Source organism: Bacillus cereus group sp. MYBKT111-2 (assembly GCF_051915205.1).
In the GTDB taxonomy this organism is placed as follows: domain Bacteria; phylum Bacillota; class Bacilli; order Bacillales; family Bacillaceae_G; genus Bacillus_A; species Bacillus_A paranthracis.
In genome coordinates this window covers 387,222-409,372 of sequence record NZ_JBQAEG010000003.1, presented here as the reverse complement: position 1 = coordinate 409,372, position 22,151 = coordinate 387,222, and the positions used below count along the sequence as shown (strand labels likewise).

Below are 22,151 nucleotides of genomic sequence, written 5' to 3'. Positions count from 1 at the left end.
TTGTTGCGTGTTATACAAAAAAATTTACAAAAGCTTGATAGGCACTACCAAGAGAAAATAACGTAGCTACCATATGTGCAGTCCATTTAGGCATATTTAATTTCAATACGGTATTGTACAAGATTCCATATAAGGGGTCCTGCCGACGAAACGCGGAAATTATACGCTAAGCATAAGTTTACCAATAAAATAAAAAAATAAATTCTGTAAATTTATGTAAAATAATGATATAATTTAATTGAATATAAAGAAAAAGGAAACCGATACAGCTTGTGCGTATGCAGTGCATTTTGGTCTGGGTCGCAGTCTTTTAACGTGCTCGAACTACAGGAGGAGTAAGCATATTGCCGATGGATCCATTTCTGTACTTCCATTATTTAGGGAAACACCTGGTATCCAAGACTAAATTTTACCCATACATCATTTTTTGATGTAGCTCTTGAAGATAAAAACTATTTAATTTTCAAGGAACAGTTATTAACTTAAAACTTATTATACTAGGAGGGTGTATCATGAAAAAAATATGCTTTGTATTAATTGTCGACGCTGGTATAAATTATGGTTCAATATTTTCTCTACCATTTTTAAGGAATCAGGATGATTTGAAGGGATATTTTTCTGAGTATTATGATGTTTCGATTAATTATATTAGGGATAAAAACTCAGTTGACTATTTGGTAGTTCCCAAACCGTGTCCACCTTTTGATAATGAAAATAATCTTCCAATAATTGAAGTACCAGCAAACTTATTTATGGAAAAGGATTTTGAAAAAATAAAGACTTATATAGACAATTATTTTTCTAATAACTCATAAAGAAAATAAAAGTACAGTAAAAAGAAGTCCGATAAAAAACGAGTGGTGAAGATTCAATGAATAAGGCACAAGCAACATTAGTAAATTACCAGCACCAACTAGATTTAGCTTCTTATTGGGGAGATGGTACCACTTCGTCTTCAGATGGGATGGGCATGCAAATGGAGGTTTCATCTTTACATGCAGACGCAAATCCACAGTACGGAACAGGTAAAGGTGCTACCATTAAAGTCCGATTAGTGAAGGCTAATAATCAGTGGGGGATGAAGAAAACCCCCACTAATTAAAGTTTCACTTTATCGCTTTATGAGTGATCAATTCTCTAGCTTTCATACAAAAGTGATTAATCCGAATGCTAGGGATGCCGTTCATGTCATTGATGGTTTACTACATCACGAAACAGATTTACATATTGAAGAGCATTCTATTGGATCATTACGCCTCTTAGAACATAAATAAAACCCTTGATTTTCTGCTTAGCGTAGACAAATCAAGGGTTTTTCTTTCAAAATCTTTTTACGCGTTATAGCCGAATAATTTTAAATTTTCCCCTGAGTTCGAAATGATCTCTTCGAACTTCAATCCTACTTTTTCTAAAAGCTTTCCTGACTGGATGTTATCAGTAGTAGTAATGGCTACAATTCGTTTCAGACCTAGTTTTTGTACTCCGTATTCGATTACAGCAGAAGCTGACTCGTAGCCATATCCTTTCGAACGGAATTTCTCTAAAAAGGCAAAGCCGATATCAACATCTTCTAATGAATCTCTTTTAATAAGACCACACATACCGAGCGGAGTGAGATCTTCTTTTCGTTCTACTAAGTAAAGGCCGAAGCCCATTTTATTATACATATCAACGGGTCCGTTTAAGATGTATTTTTTTGCATCTTCTAAGTTTTTAATCCTTTTATCACCGATATACTGAATCCATGCAGGATCGTTTACTAACTCGAGAATAAATGGAGCATCTTTTAGATGAAACCAGCGAAGAACGAGTCGTTCCGTTTCAAGAACTATCACAATCTACTGCACCACCTTTAACATTTATAATCATTAGTATGGATTGTGTAATACAAAATCGCAACATATTTTACAAGAGCCCGGATTGTTCACATAAAGTTCGTTTGTTTTGCATAAAGGGATATTTTATAATTAGAATTGATTGTAAAGAGTGAGATGCTTATACAATGACTCCTAGGTGACTAGGAGTTTTTACTATATAACTATCATTATTACTAAATATGACACACTACACATTCTACTCAAGGAGGTACATAATGAAGAAATTATATAATGCATCGTTTACGTATTTGATTATCGGTTTATTATCAGGGATTTTCGCTAGGGAGTATGGAAAGTATAAAGGGATTGTAGGATCTACTTTGTTAAACCTTTTACATACACATACACTTGTACTCGGCTTTTTCTTCTTTTTAATTGCTTTAGGATTAGCAAAAGTATTCGCGTTTCATGAAGCGAAAAGTTTTAATAAGTGGTTTGTTGTACATAATATCGCATTAATATTAATGTTAGGTTCATTGGCAGCAAGAGGGCTTCTTCAGTTAAATGGAGCGGACTTTAAAGGGTTAACTTATATTGTTGGGTTTTCTCATTCGCTGATGGCATTTACTTTAATTTGGTTTATGTTGTTAATAAAGAAGTCATTTAAAATATAGTTTTATAGAAAAGAACTTGCAGTAATTGTTGCAAGTTCTTTTTTTATTCGAAAGTAAGAAATGAATTTCGTATATGTAAAACTTGAATTATTTAATTTTTCGGATTATTATGTATAAAATAGTTAACATATTTTGTAATTCAAATTTATAGAAAGTAGGAGAGTGTAAGATGGAAATAACGGTAGAGCGTTTAGTAAATGAATTAAAGGGTGTACTTCCCGAAGATCGAGTAGTAATTAATACAACAGTAAGAGAGTTACATAGTAAAGATGAATCTTATCATGCTAGTAGTTTACCTGATGTAGTAGTTTTTCCGAAAACGACCGAAGAGGTTAGCACGATAATGAAAATAGCGAGTGAGCACGGGACACCCGTCGTTCCGTTTGGGGTAGGTTCTAGTTTAGAAGGACATGTAATTCCTTATGAAAAAGGAATTACGGTTGATTTTTCATTAATGAACAAAATTCTTGAAATAAGAGAGAAAGATTTTCTGGTGAAAGTCCAGCCAGGAGTGACTCGTTCTCAGCTCAATAAAGAATTGAAGAAATACGGATTGTTTTTTAGTGTGGATCCAGGAGCAGATGCAACGTTAGGGGGAATGGCTGCTACAAATGCAAGCGGAACGACAGCGGTTAAGTATGGAGTAATGCGTGATCAAGTTCGTGATTTAGAAGTCGTTCTTGCAGATGGAGAAGTAATACATACTGGGAATTTAGCTGCGAAGTCGTCATCAGGTTACCATTTAAATGGTGTTTTCGTAGGATCAGAAGGTACGCTTGGATGCTTTACAGAGTTAACATTAAAAGTATACGGCATACCAGAGCATGTTATGGCTGCAAGAGCATCGTTTCCAACTATAAATGATGCAGTAGAAGCTGTTATTAACATATTGCAAGCGGGTATTCCGATTGCGAGAATTGAACTCGTTGATGAACTATCTATGAAACAAGTCAATCATTACAGTGAAACAAGTTACAGAGAAGAACCTACATTGTTTTTAGAGTTTCACGGTAATGAAGCAGGGCTAAAGCAAGATATTGAGTTTACGAAAGAAATTGTTTTTGATCATAAATGTAAAGAAGTTGCATTTGAAACGGAAACTGCAGCGAGAAATAAATTATGGGATGCACGGCATAACCTAGCATACGCTTACGTTCATAGCTATCCTGGTAAAAAGCTTATGAGTACAGACGTATGTGTACCAATTTCAGAATTGGCTGGGGCAATTCAACATGCGAAAGATACATTAGATAAGGTTGGGCTTGTTGGTGGTATTCTTGGTCATGTAGGAGACGGGAATTTCCACGTGCTCTTAATGGTTGATCCAAACGATAAAGAAGAAGTGGAAAAAGCAGATGAAATAAATGAAAGTATCGTTCTATATGCTCTTAAACGAGGAGGAACATGTACAGGGGAACATGGCGTTGGTATTGGAAAACGAAAGTATCAGGAAGAAGAACATGGGGCGGCATTACTCGTAATGGAAAAAATAAAGAAAGCTCTTGATCCGCAAAATATTTTGAATCCGAATAAAGTTTTTCAGTTAAAGGATAGGGGATGATGGGGTGAAAGTACTAGAAGCGATAAGTAATATAGCTGGAAAGTATTTTGCATTTTGGGTTATTTGTATTGCAGCTATTGCATATTTTATTCCTGCTCCATTTCTGGGGTTAACTAGTTACATAACGATTTTACTTGGGGTTGTCATGTTTGGGATGGGATTAACATTGAAGGCTGTTGATTTCAAAATCATAGCTACAAAACCATTACCAGTTATTATCGGTGTATGTGCTCAGTTTATTATTATGCCACTTGTCGCATACGTACTAGCCTACGTTATGAATCTGCCAGCCGAATTAGCGGCTGGATTAGTGTTGCTCGGTTCAGTACCGGGTGGCACTGCATCAAATGTTATGGTTTATTTAGCAAAAGGGAACTTAGCGTTGTCTATTGCAATGACGTCATTATCAACGTTACTAGCACCAATTGCTACACCTCTTATTTTATTATTACTTGCAGGGCAGTGGATGCCAGTGAATACTATGTCCATGTTTCTTTCTATCGTACAAGTCATTATCATACCGATTATTTTAGGATTAGTAGTGAAGAAGTTATTCCCTAAAACTGTTACGAAAGGAATGACCGTTATCCCTTTCATATCGGTTGTAGCAATTATCATTATCGTTTCTGCAGTTGTTTCAGCGAATGTAAGTAGCATTACTTCTTCAGGCCTTCTTATCTTTATTGCCGTTATGCTTCATAATGCTTTCGGTTTTTTACTCGGATATATAACAGCATTCATACTTAGACTAGACGAAGGGACAAGAAGGGCTATTTCAATAGAAGTAGGAATGCAAAATTCAGGTTTAGGTGTTGCGCTAGCAACTGCACATTTTGGACCAGCTGCCGCACTCCCAAGTGTATTAGCTGCAGTATGGCATAACATTGCAGGACCGATTTTAGCAACCATCTGGTCAAAAAATGCAAAGGATACTTTCAGTGATGAAACTTTATCGGTAAATATAGAAAAATAGGAATGATAAAGAATGCAAAAACGTATTGTACATTTTGAAGGGCTAGTTGTTTTCATAGCTGCGATTTATGCGTATTCATTATATGAATTTAGTTGGATAATATTTTTTCTGTTCCTTTTAGCTCCGGATTTATCAATGTTAGCGTATGGTATAAATAATCATGTTGGGGCTAACATTTATAATTTATTTCACACATATATCATATCGATATTAATTGTTATCATTGGTGTTTATTTTAAGATAGATACCGTTATTATGATAGGCCTAATATGGATAGCACATATTGGAATGGATCGAATGTTTGGATATGGATTGAAATATGAGACGGATTTTAAGGATACTCATATTCAGAGGTTATAGTTGCTTTTGAGGAGAGGGATACTTTGAAACAGAGAATTACTATCGAAGAGTATAACATCAAATGGGAAAGTGAATTTAATAAGTTACAAACTCTCATTAACGATGTAATGGAAGACAGCATTTTATCCATTGAACATGTGGGGAGTACATCTATTAAAGGACTTGCAGCAAAACCAATATTAGATATTGATATTGTAATAGAAGATTATGAAATTTTTCCTGAAGTAGTAACAAAGCTTGAAGCGATAGGATACTATCATCAGGCAGAATGGAGCTACAAAGGGAGAGAGGCGTTTGGCAGAAAGGACGCTTTCGTGCCGTGGGACGGAGAAAGTACAGATTGGATGGAACATCATTTGTATGTGTGTGATAAAGAAAGTGAAGAGCTAAGAAGACATATAGCGTTTCGGGATTATCTTCGTGAACATGAAGGTGTTGCTGTTGAATATGGACGTTTAAAGAAAGAATTAGCAAGAGAATCGAAAAATAGAGCGGGTTATAGTGAAGGTAAGACGGCATTTATTACAAATATATTAGAAAAAATAAACTAAGGTCGCATTGAGTATATGCGGCCTATTCTTTTTTAATTGAGAGCTGCCAGTGTAAAAGAAATACAAACTGGCCCTGTTGAATGCTACGATACTTAAATATAATGAGAAATAAAAGATCGGAAAAGAGGGAACTTATGTATATACCAAAATATTTCGCAATACAAGATGAAGAAATGAAGTATGAAATAATGGAACAAAATAGCTTTGCGACATTATTTTCTCAACATAACGGGGAACCATATGCATCGCACTTACCGTTGTTATTAAATAGGGAGACCCTTACTTTACATGGTCACTTCGCATGGCCGAATGAACAGTGGAAAGATATTGGGACTCAGCAAGTACTAGCTATATTTCAAGGACCACATAGTTACATCTCTCCGTCATGGTATGAAACAAACAATGCAGTACCAACATGGAATTACGTTGCAGTGCATGTATATGGTGAATTAGAAATTGTTGAAGATGAACAGGAATTAATAGACTCTCTTCAAGAGTTAGTACATAAGTATGAAGATCCGGAGAGCACCTACTCACTTAATGATGTAGACCCGAATTATATGGGAGGATTAAGTAAGGGGATAGTTGGGTTCAAAGTAAAGATAAATAAAATAGAAGGAAAAGCGAAGTTAAGTCAAAATCATTCTGTAGAGAGACGGAAATTAGTTGTGGAGGAACTTGAGAAAGTTGGTAGTGAGGGGAGTAGGGGGATTGCAGGGTTGATGAGAAAATAGAGTTTACTTGAAAGGGAAACATTCTAAATAAGCGTATTTAAAAAGACCTTCTTAATGGAAGGTCTTTCGTTTTTAAAGTGTTTTTTCAGTTGTTATTGGGTTGTAGTCTTTACCTACGTCAACGGATTGAACAAGGTCAGGTCTTTGTGGTGCAGGGAAATCCGCATGGCCTGCTTGATATGTAAATGAACTATTTAGACCAATAGATACAATACCTAGTACAGAGAATCCTAAAACGATAGAACTAATTTTTTTTATCATTTTAATGCCCCTTTCTCAAACGTTTTTTCTTTTGCTTGTAACGCCTTATGAAAATACTCACTTGCTTTTATATGATTATTTTCATCGTAAAGTTTAATAGCTAACTTTTCTGAATATTCCTGAGTGTAGTTATATAAAGATTCTTTGTCGAAATACGCAATTCCTTCAAGAATAATTTTTTCTAAGTCTTCAGTTGACTCGTTATTGTTAAGGGACTCTAAAATTTTAAAGTGAAGCATATATTCTTCATTGTTAAGTTCTGTACAAATTTTTAATCCTTTTTTAATAAATTCTGAAGCGATATTTATCTCACCAAGTTTAGAATGTTCCCTTGCTTGTAAGAAAATCGCTTTAAAATGTGTAGGCATTTTTGTTGTCACTTCAGATAGATGACGAATAGCTAATGTTGATAAGTTTTGATTAGCATATAGCCAACCTAAGTTATTACGCACTCTTAACAGTAATGATTCTTCACCCTGTTTCTGTAAAATATTGATTGCTGAATTATATTTTTCCTCTGCTTGCTCGTATTGTTTTAAATATACAAATGCTGCACCTAATACACTTTCACAAGAGGCGACATTCTTTTCATAGCCTACAGCTTTTATGAAGAATTCTTTCGCCTTGGTTGCATATTCAATAGCCTCAATTGGCTGGTAAAAATGATAATAGAAAATAGCCATTCGATAATTAAATTCCCCTTTTTCTAGATCATCAGTGGCATTTACCAGTAGTCTCTCAGCTTTTTCATAATGTTCACCTGCTAAATTATAATTTGTTGTTAAAGTAGCATGAATCGCTTTAAATAAATGATAGTAGTAAGAAAGTTGGTGATTAGGTGAAATCGCGTAAGAATCTATTTTATTGAAACTGTCTTTTGTGATGCTTAAACCATCAGTTAAAACTTTGAAACGAAAATCTAGTAGAGAATAGTATAATGCTAAGTTTTCATCTTCTTCAAAGTTTAGTTCTTTTTCCTCAATTTCATGCTTTAAGTTTGTTGCCTGGGACACATCTTGTTTTAGCATAGCTAAATACCAATCATTAAATAATTTTGTGATTTGTTCATTACCTTGTAGTTGAACGTTCATGAAATCCCCTCGCTTTTTGAATATTCTTATAAAATATAGTATCAAAAATAACAATATTTAGAAATACGATTTTTATTTCTCAATATTTGTTTAACAAACTTTTCAGTAAGCCGATTGGAATAGTATTAATTTGTTTTGGAGTAAAGAAAAGGTGTCGGGGGAGGGGGCATTTTAAATTTCTAGTTGAGAGGTGAAAATATAAAAAAGGGTGCGTTCACACAATTTGTATGAACACACCTTTTTACAGATTAAACAATCAAGTCCCACAAAAAGTACGATAAGGGCGATTCGTAGGCGCAGGTGGAACGCAGTATTCTTCTTGATCTGTAGAATATGCATAAGGATTTGCTAGAGCTTCAAGAAGTTTTTCCATTACGCTATAGTCGCCATTTGTGACAGCGGCTTCTAGTGCTTCTTCTACGCGATGGTTTCTTGGGATGATTGATGGGTTATTATTTTTCATCATTTCGTAGGCATTTTCTTTCGATTCATCTTGTTTTTCTAATCGAGATTGCCACAGTTTGTACCATTCTTTAAATTCAGGGCTATCGAATAGAGGGGTATTTTCTAACGTATTAAGAGTTAATGAACGGAATGTATTTGTGTAATCCGCTTTAAATTTCTCCATCATTTTTAAAAGTTGCTCAATAAGTGATTGATCTTGTTCTTCGTTGCTAAATAGTCCTAATTTCTTTTTCATTCCAAGGAACCACTGGTTTTCATACTGTACGCTAAATTTTGAAATTTCGTCTTGAGCAATCTTTAATGCTTCTTCTTCATCTTCGTGTAGGATTGGTATTAAAGATTCAGCTAGTCGCGCGAGATCCCATGCGGCCATATATGGTTGATTTCCATATGCGTAGCGACCTTGTGTATCAATGGAGCTAAATACAGTTCCTTGGTCGTAATTGTCCATAAATGCACAAGGGCCGTAATCAATCGTTTCACCGCTAATCGTTATATTGTCAGTGTTCATTACGCCGTGAATAAATCCAACAAGTTGCCATTTTGCGATAAGACTTGCTTGTCTTTTAATGGCTTCTTGTAGCAATGCAGTATATCGGTTTTCATGATCTTCAATTTCTGGATAATGCCTTTTTATTGTATAGTCAGCTAGTGATTGAAGATCCTCGATAGAACCGCGAGCTGCAGCATATTGAAATGTGCCGACGCGTATATGGCTGCTTGCTACTCTAGTTAAAATAGCTCCAGGTAACTTTGTTTCACGATAGGTTGGTTCGCCTGTTGTGACAACTGCTAAACTGCGGGTAGTTGGAATATCAAGTGCATACATAGCTTCGCTAATAATATATTCACGTAGCATCGGACCGAGTGCAGCACGACCATCACCGCGGCGTGAATACGGAGTAGGACCAGAACCTTTTAGTTGAATGTCAAAACGTTTACCTGAAGGAGTCATTTGTTCACCAATTAAAAGAGCACGACCGTCGCCTAACATATTAAAATGTCCGAATTGATGACCGGCATATGCTTGAGCTAATGGACGAGCTCCTTCTGGGAGTGCATTACCAGCAAAAATAGCGATTTCGGCTTCCTTCTTCAATTCTTCAGGATTAAAGCCAAGAGATATCGCAAGTGAATGGTTTAGCTTAACTAACTCCGGTGAACTTACAGGAGTAGGGGGGATTTCTGTATAAAATGATTGTGGTAAAGTCGTATAACTATGGTCTAAATTCCAACCAGCTTCATTATTTTTAGTCATTTTATCTCCTCCTTGTTTATTTTTTTATTATGTATTTGTACGTATGTATTCTTTGTAAAATTAGCTAAAAGTATAATATGATATTTCCCCTTGCAATCTATTGTAAGGACTTCACTGCACTATGTCTATTTAACAGTAAATATAAAGACCCCATTTGAAGAAAATGGGGTCTTTATTATTATTTCATTTTTACAATTATTTTTCCTTTTGCTCTGCCAGCCTCTGAATATTCCATTGCTTTTTGCGCATCTTCAAAAGGGAAAACGCGATCGATTACCGGTTTGATTTTTCCAGCTTCAATATAATTTGCGATAATACGTAATTGATCCCCGCTTGGCTTCATAAATAAAAATGAATATTGAGCATTATGCTTTTTTTCAAGTGCAGTAAGTTTTTTACTTGCTAATGAAAATAAGAATGTTTTAAAAAGTCCAGAACCAAATTCTTTACCGAAACGAGCATTTGGCATTCCTGAAACGGAAACAATGTTGCCGCCGCTTTTTATAATATTGAATGATTTTTCAAGTGTTGTACCACCAATGGTATCAAATACTGCATCATAATCTTTTAGTATTTCTTCAAATTTTTCTGTTTTGTAATTAATAATTTGATCTGCTCCAAGAGACTTTACTAAATCGGAACCAGCTTCACTAGCAGTTGTTGTAACGGTAGCGCCCATTATTTTTGCTAACTGAATTGCGAAAGTACCAACACCACCAGATCCAGCGTGAATTAAAATCTTTTGATCTTTTTGTAATTGCATAATGTCATGTAATGCTTGATAGGATGTTAAGCCAACAAGTGGAATTGAAGCAGCTTCTTCAAAACTTAAATTTTTCGGTTTTAAAGCTATGTCATCTTCATGAATGGCTATATACTCCGCAAAAGTACCAATCTTATTTTTTCTTGGACGTGCATAGATTGCATCGCCGACTTTAAAACGAGTTACTTTTGATCCAACCTTTATGATGACACCAGCAAAGTCATTCCCAAGGATTAGGGGCATTTCATATTTCAGTAACACCTTTACTTTTCCATCGCGTATTTTAAAATCAATTGGGTTAATACTAGCTGCATGAATTTCTGCGAGCACTTCATGCTCATTTATTTCAGGAATAGGTACCTCGGCCATACGCATTGGGACTTTTCCGTACTTATCAATTATCATCGCTTTCATTTCTTATACCTCCACATTTCAATAAAAGTTGTGCAATAGCTTTTCGATATCTAATACAAGATTTTTTAATAAACTTAATTTTGTACGTATATCAATATAATAAAAGTTTTTTGTACCTTCTTTTCGCATTAAAATAATACCGGCTTCTCGTAAAATTCTAAGGTGATGTGATACCGCTGGTCGAGAAAGGTGTGTTTGTTTCGTAATTTCACCTACACGTAATCCGGTTTGACATTCCGTTTCCATGAGAACTAACAAAATAGCTTGACGTGTTTCATCGCCAATTGCTAATAATACTTTTTGAGAATCAATAAAATCTTTTTTTATAACATTTAATTGTTCTTGTTTATTCATTTCAATCACTTTACCTCCTGGAAATTAGTCGAAAGGTTTAAGATGATGGACCATTACTTCGATAAGGTAATGCTACATGATTGTTGTATGAGCTGCAATATTGGGAAAGAAAATCGAGACGAATGAAATTTTATGAGTTGAAAATGGTAGGAGATAGAAAAGGCTTAATAATACGTTGTTTACAGATGAGGATGGTTAAGTCATTGCACAAAAAATTAAGCGGTCGTAACCCTATATAATTTATTGGGTTACGACCGCTTATCATGTTTTTATTATTTTGAAGTGAGTTGTTTCGTTTTACTCTTTCATACATGCATAATTCAAGCAGATTATAGATGTATGAAAAAGTAAAAGTAATTTGGGGCGTAATCTATCTATATGATAATTTAAAATGAAATATAAGTCTATATCTTTGTTGTTTTTTTGATTATATTTATGTCACTGAGCTCAGAACAATGATGTGGAGGATAAGTATATGGAATCGAATTATGTACCAGTTTTAATTGTTGGAGGGGGATTATCAGGATTAGCGTCTGCATTATTCCTTGCAAAACATAATATTGAATACTTGCTTATTGAAAGGCATCCGTCTACTGCAATTCATCCGAAAGCAGGTGGAATCACTTTTCGTACGATGGAGTTATTTCGAGAATTAGGTTTAGAACAAAGAATTAGATCGGCGGGTAAAGCGTTAGAAAATTGCCGCGGAAGAATAGCAGTTCATACAATAGCTGAGGCGAATCAGGAAGAATTGGCACAAATGAGGGCGACTCAGTATGAAAACGATGAAAAATTGCTTCGAAAAGTAAAAGAGATTAGTCCATCAAAACAAACTGCTTGTTATCAAATTACTTTAGAAGAGATCATGTTACAAGAAGCGAGAATATTAGGCGGAGAATTATCTTTTTATCATGAATTGGTTTCTTATGAACAAAATGAGCATGGAGTAATCGCAACGATTCGAAATCGTGAAACAGAAAAAGAAAGTGTCATACATTGTGACTATGTAATTGCAGCAGATGGGGCAAAAAGTAAAATACGTGAGCACTTAGGGATTAGTACCGAGGGCCGTGGAACAATTGGTGGTTATTATATGAATATTTATTTTGAAGCGGATTTAAGTGAATTTATACAAGGAGATGCATTTGGTTTCTCTATGGTACTTCATCCTGAAGTTCTTGGTGCGCTTATTCCAGTTGATAACGAAAGAAGATGGATTTACCATGTATCCTACGATCCATTAAAAGGAGAGAGACCAGAAGATTTCACTATAGAACGTTGTAAACAAATTATTCAAACCGCAATTGGAAGCACAAATGTTGAGCCGGAGATAGTAAGTGTTTTACCGTGGAAAGCGGCTGAAAGTACTGCTACAAAATTTCAAGATAATCGCGTTTTGTTAGTTGGCGATTCTGCACATATTATGCCCCCAACAGGAGGGTTTGGTTCCAATACAGGAATACAAGATGCACACAATCTAGCTTGGAAATTAGCAGCTTTTTTAAAAGGAAAGGCAAAAGCAAAATTGTTAGAAACATATCACGAAGAGAGATACCCTGTTGCAAAATTAACGACAGATTATGCAAGTAGTTTACTGTTTCGTGCTGCGAATAGAGAGGAAGGCAGTCTGAATAATATGGACGGTTTAGCTGTGACTGTTGGGTATCATTATAGTTCAGATGCAATAATAGATGAATCAGTCATTCCACATAGAATGGATAGCGTAGAGTTGAACGGGAGACCTGGAACGCGAGCGCCACACTTTTGGGGGATGTATAAAGGGAAAGAAGCTTCTATATTAGACTTATTTGGTAACAATTTTGTATTACTTACTGGAGTAGACAATAGCTCTTGGGGTGAAGCTGTATTTGATGTTTCATCTAAATTAGGAATAAATATTAAACTGTATCGAGTAGGTGGAAGTGGAGACTTTATTGCTCAAGAAAATGTTTTCCGTGAATTATATAGGATAGAGAATGGAGGAGCTGTATTAATTAGACCAGACGGCTTTATTGGATGGTGTTCGGAAAAAGAGGTATCAAATCTAGATACAGTGCTTAACGAAGTGATGAATCATTTATTGTGTAATTTTTAAGTAACTAGGAAGAATTGTCTTATAGAAGGTGATTCTTCTATCCCTTATCAACTTACAAAATAAAAATATTGTAAGTTGATAAGGGATATGTTAATCTTATAACCTAATTGAAATAGTATTTTTTTGCACTCAACTTACAAATAATAAAAAATGTAAGTTGTTATTTAAATAATATTATTATGTAAATAAAATGGACGGTGAGAAAAATGACAGATAAGGCGTTAACGAAAAATGTTGTTTTAGATGCAGCAGAAAAAGAGTTAATGAAATATGGATGGAGTAGGACGACACTTGTTAGTATTGCGAAGTCACTTGATGTTAGTCATGCGGCTTTATATTCTTATTTTCGGAGTAAGGCCACGCTACGCGATGCTATTTTAGAAAGGTGGCTGCTTAAGTACTCGGATGAGCTTGAGAAAATTGCGAGGAAAGATGGAGAGACGGAAAGCATTTTACAAGAGTGGTTCTTTCGTTTATTTCAGCTTAAAAAGAAAGAGCTACTTGAAAACGAAGAGTTATTTACATTGAATAGTTCGTTAGTGCAGCAAAAAAATAAAGTAGTCCAAAAGCATGAAGAAAGATTAGTTGGACAACTGGAGAACGTGATAAATCGTGGGATGGGGCGTAAGGAGATTAAAAAACAAGACGGTTTGTTTTTAGCGCATACGTTATTTGGGTTACTTTCATCATTTTATCATCCTGCTTTTTCTGAGAAATGGAAAGAAGATAGGATAAACGAAGAGTTTCAAAAGTCATGGAAAATTGTTGCCTGCGGCATTTTTCAAAAGTAAAAAATTACGTATCATATAAGGCTTTCAAATAGTATGAGAAGGAGAGGTTATATGAGTCATTATAAAGAAGAGCAACAACGCGTTAATGTAGTCATTGAAAAAGTAGATGCGGAACTCAGAGAGCTGGACGGGCGAGTTGGTTCGGTGAAGTCTGAAATTGTCAGCATTAGAAAAAACTTTTGGGAAGATGTAAAGGTAAATATAGATAATATTAAAGAAGCGGTTGAAACGGCGGCGAGTATTAGGCAAGAGGCAGAGCTTCTTGCTGAAAGAGAGCATACACATCGTCATACGAAAAATGAATATGACCTTTTAACGAAAATAAAAGAAACGCCGTATTTTGGGCGGATTGATTTTAAAGAAGATGATGAAGCGGATACTGATGAAATGTATATCGGTATCGGCTCTTTTTATGATAAAGAAAAGGATGAGTTTTTAGTATATGATTGGCGGGCACCTATTTCGAGCCTTTATTATGATTACACTTTAGGAAAGGCACAGTATAAAGCGCCCATTGGTACGATTTCAGGAGATTTACTTTTAAAACGTCAATACATGATTCGAAACGGGACGATTCAAAGTATGTTTGATACAGGTGTGACAATAGGTGATGAATTATTACAAGAAGCACTGGGACGAAATGCAAGTGAACAAATGAAAAGCATTGTAGCAACAATACAAAAGGAACAAAATCAAATTATTCGAAACGATAAAAGTGATGTGTTAATTGTGCAAGGAACTGCTGGGAGCGGGAAAACTTCAGCGGCACTGCAGCGTGTTGCTTATTTATTGTATCATTACCGCGGCACGGTTCATGCGGATCAAATGTTACTGTTTTCTCCGAATGAGTTGTTTAATAGTTATATTGCGAACGTTTTGCCAGAGCTAGGAGAAGAGAATATGCAACAAACGACTTTTCAAGCGTATGTGGAACATATGATTGGAAAAAGCTTTATTGTAGAAGATTCATTTGCGCAGTTAGAATATGTTTTAACGAAAAAGCATGAAAGTACGTATGAAACTAGAGTGAAGGGAATTCAATATAAATCCTCGGTTGAATTTATGGGATTACTTGAGAAATACGCGCGAAGCTTAAGTGAAAAAGGTTTACAATTTCATGATGTTACATGTAAGGGTGAAGTGCTCATAGAGGCAAAATCAATATGTGCTTATTTTTATAGTCTAGACATGACAATTGCTATACCGAATCGAATGCAACTTACAATGGAATGGGTTCTTCGGAAGTTACATGAATTTGAAAAGATAGAAGCGAAAAAAGATTGGGTAGAAAGAGAAGTTCAGTATTTAAATAAAGAAGATTATAATCGTATATATGAAAAAATAGAGAAAGATAATCAATTTGATTATTATGAGAAGGAACATGCGTTATTAACGAAATATGTAGTGAAGAAACATTTTCGTTCGTTACGTAGAAAGGTAAAAAAGTTTGCTTTTGTAAATCATCCTGCGATTTTTGAACAGTTATTTGAAAGTACTCAGAAAGATATTTTCGTACCAGATTGTTGGGAAGATATATGTAAGCAAACAGTGAAGTGTTTGAAGAATAAACAATTAGCAAATGAAGATGCCACGCCGTATTTATTTTTAAAGGAATTACTTGAAGGTTTTAAAACGAATCATCTTGTGAAGTTTGTATTTATTGATGAAGTGCAAGATTATACACCATTTCAGTTAGCATTTCTAAAACGACTATTTCCGAAGGCGAAATGGACATTACTTGGTGATCGTAATCAAAATATTTTCTCGCATAATCAAAATAAAGAGAACAATATTATTCCCACATTATTTGCAGATTGTAAAGTAGAAACAGTCCAGCTTAACCGTAGTTATCGATCGACAAAACCAATCATTGAATTTACAAGGTGTATAATTCCAAATGGAAAAAATATTGAAGCTTTTAACAGGGATGGTAAGAAGCCCGTTTGTATAAAGATAATTGATGAACGAGATCATGTACAAAATATGATTCTTAAGGTGAAAAAGTTAGAAGAAAAAGGACATAAAACAATTGCGGTTATTTGTAAAACAAATGAAGAGTGTATGAAAGTTAGGGAACTAATAGGAGATACATTACATGTCCACCTTATGCAAAAAGAGAATACAACGTATGAGAAAGGCGTTGTTATTATTCCTGCTTATTTGGCGAAAGGGATAGAATTTGATGCTGTTATCATATTTGACGCTTCTAATAACAGCTACTATAGAGAGTCTGAGCGCAATTTGTTTTACACAGCGTGTACGAGGGCGATGCATGAATTATATGTATATTATGCTGGAAAGCTAACGGAATTTCTTGCACATGTTCCAGAAGAATTATATAAGGGAGCGATATTAAATGGCGAATCAATATAATACTTTTCAAAATTGTAGTAAGGAAGTTTCAATGCTATTACCACTTCCGAAGTATATAAAGTTAGTACGAGAGCATGAAGAATTACGTGACGGTGTACAAGTTTCCATCAAACGCTATCAAGCAGAAGAGCCGTTACATTACGGTGGTGCTCATGTTACAACCATTACTTCTCAAAATGGTAAGTATTTATTAAGTTATACGAATATGATGCCAGTATACTCTATTGCATTACCGCATAAAGATGATGCTGAAAGAATAGCTATGGATGTAATGGAAAAGGTTGATCAACAATATGCAAATGGTTTAACTTTCCTTCGTACAGAAAAACAAATGAGGCAGTATAAAAATGAAGGAGAAATTGTTACGTTCCCTGTTTTATGGGTGAAAATGATGCATCATAACGGCAGTTTCAACTGGGTAACAATTGGCGGAGAAGGACAAATCATTGAATTTGAGCGCGAAGTACGCTGGGATTATATGATGAGCCGTCGTCAAACAGAAATGTGGTATTACGATGACTGGGTATTGGCGCGTATGGGGAAAGGGCCACAATTAATGTCGCCATTTGCTTTAGCATAGAAAATATCTATTTAAATAATATTCACAAATATTAATAGGTTTGGTATGATTAATTTCGACAAGTTAATCGAGGCCGGAGATATTTGAGATAAGCCATAAATTTATTTAAGGATACAGAAGTGTCCTCTAAATAATTTATGGCTTTTTTTATTGATGAAATGTAATCAATAGGAAGTTACATGTGAATAGGGGGGGGATATGGAAAATAAATAGTATAGTAATAACATAGGGGAATTATATTTGTAAGATTGGAATTTTAATATAAACTTATAAAAATGATGAAAGTATATCTTCTATTTCGTGTAAATCTCATTAACTTGTTGAAATTTGTAACGTAGGAAGGGTTAGCAGGATGAGAAAAATTATTAGCGTTTTAGTTATCTTCTTTATGACGGGAAGTATCTTTGCTGGGGGAGCTGTTCATGCGAAAGCAGAAGGAAAGCATGAGTGGAATAAGAATAAGTTTTTAAATATTGCACATCGCGGAGCAAGTGGACATGCACCTGAGCATACTTTTGCTTCTTATGATTTAGTGAAAAAAATGAAAGCGGATTATTTGGAGTTAGATATTCAATTAACTAAGGACGGCCAGTTGATTGCAATGCATGATACGGCAGTTGATCGCACGACAAATGGTACAGGTGAAGTGCGAGATAAAACATTAAGTGAAATAAAGAGTTTAGATGCAGGATCGTGGTTCAATAAAGCGTATCCAGAAAAGGCTAAGCAAGAGTACGTTGGTCAAAAAGTTCCGACTCTTGAAGAAATTTTCCAAAAGTACGGAAGAAGCATGAAGTATTACATTGAAACAAAATCACCAGATGTGTATCCAGGAATGGAAGAGAAATTATTAGCTTTATTAGAAAAATATAATTTAATAGGTCAAAACATGTCTTCTAGCCGTGTGATGATTCAATCATTTAGTAAAGATAGTTTAACAAAGATTCATAGTATGAATGAAAATATTCCGTTAGTTCAACTGCTTTGGTATTATCCAAATGAAAACAATGAGATTGTTGAATGGTCTGCTATTACACATGAACCGAAACGTGTAACGAATGAAGATTTTCAAGAAATTAAAAAGTATGCAGTTGGTATTGGACCAAACTTACGTAATGATAACGGAGAATTAATTATTGATGAGTCATATATGAAAATAGCTAGAAATAATGGACTGCTAATTCATCCTTATACAATTAATGAGAAACCAGATATGAGATTGTTAATAAAATGGGGTGCTACAGGAATGTTTACAAATTATCCTGATCGATTACATAGTGTGTTAAAAGAAAAATAAATAGGAGAAAAGGTATACCGACATTTTGGTATACCTTTTTCTATTATGCTAGATTATAGTAATAGGATACATATTCTTCTAAACCTTCAACCTCATTTTCAGGTGGCTCAATGCCGCCCTTTCTACCGTAGCAAATATTTCTCAAGTATTCTCCAAAAATCATAGAGCGACTTTTTTCATTTTCCATCCAATTATATCTATTAATGATAAACTCACCATCGAAACTTGTATCAAATGTATATGGGATACACGTAATAGTTTTAGGTAAATGTTTTTTTAATACTCGATATTGCCGACCAGCGCCTAAACTTTTGCAAACAAATAGTAGCTGATTAATCTTTGTAAAATCAAAAATCTTTTTCGCTTCCATTACATTAGCGATAGAATGGAGGGAGTTTTTCTCGAATAGGATAGCATCTTTTGGTACGCCATGTTCAAGTAATTTATTTACAATTACTTCTGCATCTGACAAATCCCCGTAATTCCAGCTCGGATGTTTCATGCCATGTAAACTAGTACCACCTGTAACGATAATTTTATTTCCTAAACCTTGTCGATAAGCTTCTAGAGGAGCTTGCCAATTGCCAGGGTGTGAACCACCGAAAACGAATATTGCATCACATTTTTGTGGTGTTATTTCTTTTAGAAAAGTGATTTCTTTAATTTGATCGATTTGTTTTTTCGTAAGAGTAGGGACATCAGGATATTTAGGTATTACTATTTGAAAACCTCCTATATAATAAAATGACAAATTCATTATATAGCGATTTTAATAAGTGGAAAAAGGGAAGCTTTTCATTTGAAAGTACCCCTTTTAAGATAACTCTCCAATAAACCAAATCTCATTTTCATCGATTGTATCTTCATCATAAATGACTTCTTGAAAGTGAAACGTTTGGAAAGTAGAGAAAATTGAAATTCCCCATGTCTCCCAAAACTCAGACTCATTTGAAAGAGGGACCCAATTTTGAAATTCACTATTTCTATTAAAGAAATTATGAAAGTACCTTTCATTTTTAAATATAATAATTTGCGAATTCCACAAACTTTCTATAGAAATGAAAACAACAACTCGATATGTATGTGTATCGCTCGGTTTTATTTTTATTAAATGGTTTGCTTGATTTAATAAGGTTTGTATACATAATCGTTTTACTTTTCTAGGTGTTTTATGAGACTCGATAAAAGTTTGAGAAACGGGTAAAGGCATATACCAATATTCATCATTATAGAAAGTAGAAGGGAATATTTTTGTATGTTCCTCAATTCGTTTAATCATAGTGTTTGTTTTTCGTTTCATCCCACGTATTTTCTTTTCATGCATTGTGAGTCATCTCCATAAATTTTTGTAATGCAGCTGAGCGAAATATGTCTTTTCTAGTAATGAAAGTAGTAGGAACCTTTTTGAAGCTATTTGGTAAAGGGTTGAATGATACGTCATGTTCATGTCCCTTTAAAATTGATTTCATCATAATCGCTACGCCCATATTTGATTTTACACATGCAAGTATCGCTTCGATTGTTCCGAATTCTAATACTCGTTTAGGCGAGATGTCTTCTTCTTGAAGCCAGTCTTCTAATAAACTTCTATAATAGCACCCGTGACTAAAAGCGAGTAAATTCATATCTTCTATGTCTGTAAGAGAGGATAAAGGTTTTTTACTAATGAGAACCAATTCTTCTTCATGAAATACATTTGTATGAAGTTCATTATGCTGAGTAGAGCCAGCTATAAACGCTCCGTCTAGTTTTCGCTCTAATACAAGCTTAATTAGTTGTTCAGTTGTATTTGTTTCCAAAATCAATTCGACTTCTGGGTACCTCTCATAGTAGGCCGTTAATATAGAGGGAAGCCTTACCGCAGTTGTAGATTCTGTACACCCAATTTTTAAAGTACCTTTAGGATCAGTTCCATTACTTTGAACCGCTTTTATAGATTGATCCATTAAGTGGATAATTTGTTTGGCGTACGTTAATAAAATCTCACCGTTAGAAGTTAAAGTTACACCTTTTCCGTTTCTGTAAAATAAAGGAACACCTAATTCATTTTCTAGTTGTTTCATACGCATCGTTACGCCTGATTGCACGTAGTTCAAATTTTTCGCTGCGTGAGAAATATTATTTTCCTTCGCGACTTCGTAAAATACAGTTAAATCTTTTATGTCCACGTATCATTCCTCCAAAAAGGTATCAATTTTTTTGATGGATTATATGATGAATCTTTATTTTATATGATATCAGAACTTTCATACAATGGAAGGGGGAGGGATTATTATGTTGATTGAAGAAAGGGTGAATAGTACTTATAAATGGGTTATGTTAATTGTTGCGACGATTGCTCAAACAACAGCGACACTTATAACGTATGGTGTCGGGGTTTTCGCTTTATTTTGGAAAGAAGAATATGCACTTACGAATACGGAGAGTGGATTATTAGTAAGTGTTGTAAATGTTGGACCGTTATTTTGTATGCTTTTTGTCGGTCGGCTACTTGATCAATATAATGAAAAAATATTAATTTCTATCAGTTCATTTTTGCTAGGGAGTTCGCTTTTACTGACTAATATAGTAAATGGATTTAATGGGTTATTATTTGTACTTTTATTAATAGGAATGTTTTATAGTGTTTCCCAGCCAGGAGGAAGTAAAGTGATTTTAAAATGGTTCCGAAAAGAAAATCGCGGATTAGCGATGGGAATAAGGCAAGCGGGTATACCGATTGGTGGCGCGTTAGCGGGAGTGTTAATCCCGTTTCTTACAGTACAATATAATATGACTTACGCGATCAATAGTATCGCATGCATTTGTATAATGGGAGGAGTATTATTTTTTGTGTTTTATAAAGAGCCATATGTTCAGGAGGAAGCGAGGAAAGGACATAATAACATTTCCTTTTGGATGGAGCTAAAAGTAGTGATATGCAAAAAAGAGTTGTATCCAATTTATATAACGGGTATTTGCATGATTTCATTACAAATGGTGTTAGTTGGACACTTCATGAAATTTTTAGCAGGGGAACAATCGATTACATCTATTGTAGCCGGAACAGTATTTTCAGTTATGTTCTTTTCTGGAATGATTGGTCGTATTGCATTAGCAGCTATTAGTGATGTGTTGTATAAGGGGAATCGGCGTATACCTTTATTTATAGCTGTCTGCGCTTCTATCGGCTTGATTTTATTGTTAGTAATGAATATACATACAATAATGAGTGGAGTCTTGTATAGTGTAAGTGCATTGTTAGGATTCTTTTCAATTGGATGGTTTAGTCTTTTTATAGCCGAAGTTGCTGAATTGGCAAGTGAAGAATCTGTAGGGATAACAGTGAGTGTAGCACTTACATTAAATCAAATTGCTATTATTGTTGCACCTGTTTTATTTGGTTATATTGTGGATGAGAAAGGGTATACGTATGCGTGGTTATGTATAGTAGTATTGTTAAGTATCTCGGCAGTCAGTTTATATAGAAAAAACAAGAAAATAAAAGAAAGTTAGCAATGTAAATTTTTTATGAAGAAAATATAAAGAAATGCCGAGTGAGCGACATTTCTTTTTTATTTGTTGTATAATCAAATTATAAATGAGATTCATTTTCAATGAAGTTCATTGCCTGTAATTTTAGCTATAATGATTTGTTTTTCTTTATCGTTATTTACATGATTTATTTTGTTTGAAAATTTTTAGTATCATTTCCTTTTAAAGTTATAATCTATTTTATTTAATATTAAATTATAACTAT

22 protein-coding genes and 1 pseudogene are annotated in these 22,151 nt (G+C 34.5%); 14 read left to right on the top strand and 9 right to left on the bottom strand.

The genetic code is table 11. The features are described 5' to 3' along the window. The first annotated feature begins 512 nt into the window (after positions 1-512). Complete coding sequence (locus ACTFNE_RS10900; RefSeq protein WP_000717617.1) at positions 513-815, top strand: hypothetical protein; 303 nt, start codon at positions 513-515, stop codon at positions 813-815. A gap of 47 nt (positions 816-862) precedes the next feature. Beyond that, positions 863-1,238, top strand: a pseudogene (locus ACTFNE_RS10895) (Tn3 family transposase); the annotation flags it as partial. A gap of 93 nt (positions 1,239-1,331) precedes the next feature. Here ACTFNE_RS10895 and ACTFNE_RS10890 read toward each other — a convergent pair. Next, the gene (locus ACTFNE_RS10890) at positions 1,332-1,835 is read right to left on the bottom strand and encodes a GNAT family N-acetyltransferase (RefSeq protein ID WP_046198302.1); all 504 of its coding nucleotides are present in this window, start codon (positions 1,833-1,835) and stop codon (positions 1,332-1,334) included. A gap of 257 nt (positions 1,836-2,092) precedes the next feature. On the opposite strand from ACTFNE_RS10890, the gene ACTFNE_RS10885 reads away from it, so the two are divergent. The 6 genes from ACTFNE_RS10885 (at position 2,093) to ACTFNE_RS10860 (ending at position 6,670) form a co-directional block, all read left to right on the top strand. Then, positions 2,093-2,491 carry a DUF2871 family protein gene (locus ACTFNE_RS10885; protein ID WP_000737903.1) on the top strand — a complete coding sequence of 133 codons (399 nt, stop codon included), beginning with the start codon at positions 2,093-2,095 and terminating at the stop codon, positions 2,489-2,491. A gap of 169 nt (positions 2,492-2,660) precedes the next feature. Beyond that, positions 2,661-4,052 (top strand): FAD-binding oxidoreductase, encoded by a 1,392-nt coding sequence (locus tag ACTFNE_RS10880; RefSeq protein ID WP_270705014.1) that lies wholly within the window; start codon positions 2,661-2,663, stop codon positions 4,050-4,052. 4 nt (positions 4,053-4,056) lie between these two features. After that, complete coding sequence (locus ACTFNE_RS10875) at positions 4,057-5,025, top strand: bile acid:sodium symporter family protein (protein ID WP_270705015.1); 969 nt, start codon at positions 4,057-4,059, stop codon at positions 5,023-5,025. A 12-nt stretch (positions 5,026-5,037) separates the two neighbouring features. Then, on the top strand, positions 5,038-5,385 hold the full coding sequence (locus tag ACTFNE_RS10870; RefSeq protein WP_270705016.1) for a DUF4260 domain-containing protein: 348 nt from the start codon (positions 5,038-5,040) through the stop codon (positions 5,383-5,385). A 23-nt stretch (positions 5,386-5,408) separates the two neighbouring features. After that, a complete protein-coding gene (locus ACTFNE_RS10865; RefSeq protein ID WP_270705017.1) occupies positions 5,409-5,936 on the top strand; it encodes a GrpB family protein in 528 nt (175 codons plus the stop codon). 134 nt (positions 5,937-6,070) lie between these two features. Beyond that, entirely contained in the window at positions 6,071-6,670 is a 600-nt protein-coding gene (locus ACTFNE_RS10860; RefSeq protein ID WP_270705019.1) for an FMN-binding negative transcriptional regulator, read from the top strand. A 72-nt stretch (positions 6,671-6,742) separates the two neighbouring features. Here the strand turns inward: ACTFNE_RS10860 and ACTFNE_RS10855 are convergent, their stop codons facing one another. The 5 genes from ACTFNE_RS10855 to ACTFNE_RS10835 form a co-directional block, all read right to left on the bottom strand. After that, positions 6,743-6,931, bottom strand: coding sequence for a Phr family secreted Rap phosphatase inhibitor (locus tag ACTFNE_RS10855; protein WP_270705020.1), 189 nt, complete (start codon positions 6,929-6,931; stop codon positions 6,743-6,745). Beyond that, positions 6,928-8,022 carry a Rap family tetratricopeptide repeat protein gene (locus ACTFNE_RS10850; RefSeq protein WP_071727741.1) on the bottom strand — a complete coding sequence of 365 codons (1,095 nt, stop codon included), beginning with the start codon at positions 8,020-8,022 and terminating at the stop codon, positions 6,928-6,930. Before ACTFNE_RS10850 ends, ACTFNE_RS10855 begins: the two co-directional genes overlap by 4 nt. A gap of 256 nt (positions 8,023-8,278) precedes the next feature. Beyond that, positions 8,279-9,745 carry a protein adenylyltransferase SelO gene (locus ACTFNE_RS10845; protein WP_270705022.1) on the bottom strand — a complete coding sequence of 489 codons (1,467 nt, stop codon included), beginning with the start codon at positions 9,743-9,745 and terminating at the stop codon, positions 8,279-8,281. A gap of 178 nt (positions 9,746-9,923) precedes the next feature. Beyond that, positions 9,924-10,922 carry an NADP-dependent oxidoreductase gene (locus tag ACTFNE_RS10840; RefSeq protein ID WP_270705023.1) on the bottom strand — a complete coding sequence of 333 codons (999 nt, stop codon included), beginning with the start codon at positions 10,920-10,922 and terminating at the stop codon, positions 9,924-9,926. Between the two features lie 18 nt (positions 10,923-10,940). Then, the gene (locus tag ACTFNE_RS10835; RefSeq protein ID WP_000571881.1) at positions 10,941-11,285 is read right to left on the bottom strand and encodes an ArsR/SmtB family transcription factor; all 345 of its coding nucleotides are present in this window, start codon (positions 11,283-11,285) and stop codon (positions 10,941-10,943) included. 466 nt (positions 11,286-11,751) lie between these two features. Here ACTFNE_RS10835 and ACTFNE_RS10830 point away from each other — a divergent pair, with 466 nt between their 5' ends. The 5 genes from ACTFNE_RS10830 to ACTFNE_RS10810 all read left to right on the top strand — a co-directional run bounded on the left by ACTFNE_RS10830 (position 11,752) and on the right by ACTFNE_RS10810 (position 18,412). After that, on the top strand, positions 11,752-13,371 hold the full coding sequence (locus ACTFNE_RS10830; protein ID WP_270705025.1) for an FAD-dependent oxidoreductase: 1,620 nt from the start codon (positions 11,752-11,754) through the stop codon (positions 13,369-13,371). A 206-nt stretch (positions 13,372-13,577) separates the two neighbouring features. Further along, a complete protein-coding gene (locus ACTFNE_RS10825; RefSeq protein WP_046198309.1) occupies positions 13,578-14,162 on the top strand; it encodes a TetR/AcrR family transcriptional regulator in 585 nt (194 codons plus the stop codon). Positions 14,163-14,213: 51 nt separating this feature from the next. Next, the gene (helD, locus tag ACTFNE_RS10820; RefSeq protein WP_270705026.1) at positions 14,214-16,535 is read left to right on the top strand and encodes an RNA polymerase recycling motor HelD; all 2,322 of its coding nucleotides are present in this window, start codon (positions 14,214-14,216) and stop codon (positions 16,533-16,535) included. Further along, positions 16,519-17,115, top strand: coding sequence for a hypothetical protein (locus tag ACTFNE_RS10815; RefSeq protein WP_046198311.1), 597 nt, complete (start codon positions 16,519-16,521; stop codon positions 17,113-17,115). The genes helD and ACTFNE_RS10815 overlap by 17 nt, the downstream gene beginning before the upstream one ends. Before the next feature lie 352 nt (positions 17,116-17,467). Then, positions 17,468-18,412 carry a glycerophosphodiester phosphodiesterase gene (locus ACTFNE_RS10810; protein ID WP_001226327.1) on the top strand — a complete coding sequence of 315 codons (945 nt, stop codon included), beginning with the start codon at positions 17,468-17,470 and terminating at the stop codon, positions 18,410-18,412. A gap of 43 nt (positions 18,413-18,455) precedes the next feature. On the opposite strand, the gene ACTFNE_RS10805 is transcribed toward ACTFNE_RS10810, so the two are convergent. The 3 genes from ACTFNE_RS10805 to ACTFNE_RS10795 all read right to left on the bottom strand — a co-directional run bounded on the left by ACTFNE_RS10805 (position 18,456) and on the right by ACTFNE_RS10795 (position 20,580). Further along, the gene (locus ACTFNE_RS10805) at positions 18,456-19,133 is read right to left on the bottom strand and encodes a YdcF family protein (protein ID WP_270705074.1); all 678 of its coding nucleotides are present in this window, start codon (positions 19,131-19,133) and stop codon (positions 18,456-18,458) included. 93 nt (positions 19,134-19,226) lie between these two features. Next, positions 19,227-19,736 (bottom strand): DUF3916 domain-containing protein, encoded by a 510-nt coding sequence (locus ACTFNE_RS10800; protein WP_270705027.1) that lies wholly within the window; start codon positions 19,734-19,736, stop codon positions 19,227-19,229. Next, complete coding sequence (locus ACTFNE_RS10795; protein ID WP_046198313.1) at positions 19,729-20,580, bottom strand: LysR family transcriptional regulator; 852 nt, start codon at positions 20,578-20,580, stop codon at positions 19,729-19,731. The genes ACTFNE_RS10800 and ACTFNE_RS10795 overlap by 8 nt, the downstream gene beginning before the upstream one ends. Positions 20,581-20,686: 106 nt before the next feature. On the opposite strand from ACTFNE_RS10795, the gene ACTFNE_RS10790 reads away from it, so the two are divergent. Continuing rightward, complete coding sequence (locus tag ACTFNE_RS10790) at positions 20,687-21,907, top strand: MFS transporter (protein WP_270705029.1); 1,221 nt, start codon at positions 20,687-20,689, stop codon at positions 21,905-21,907. Positions 21,908-22,151 lie beyond the last annotated feature (244 nt).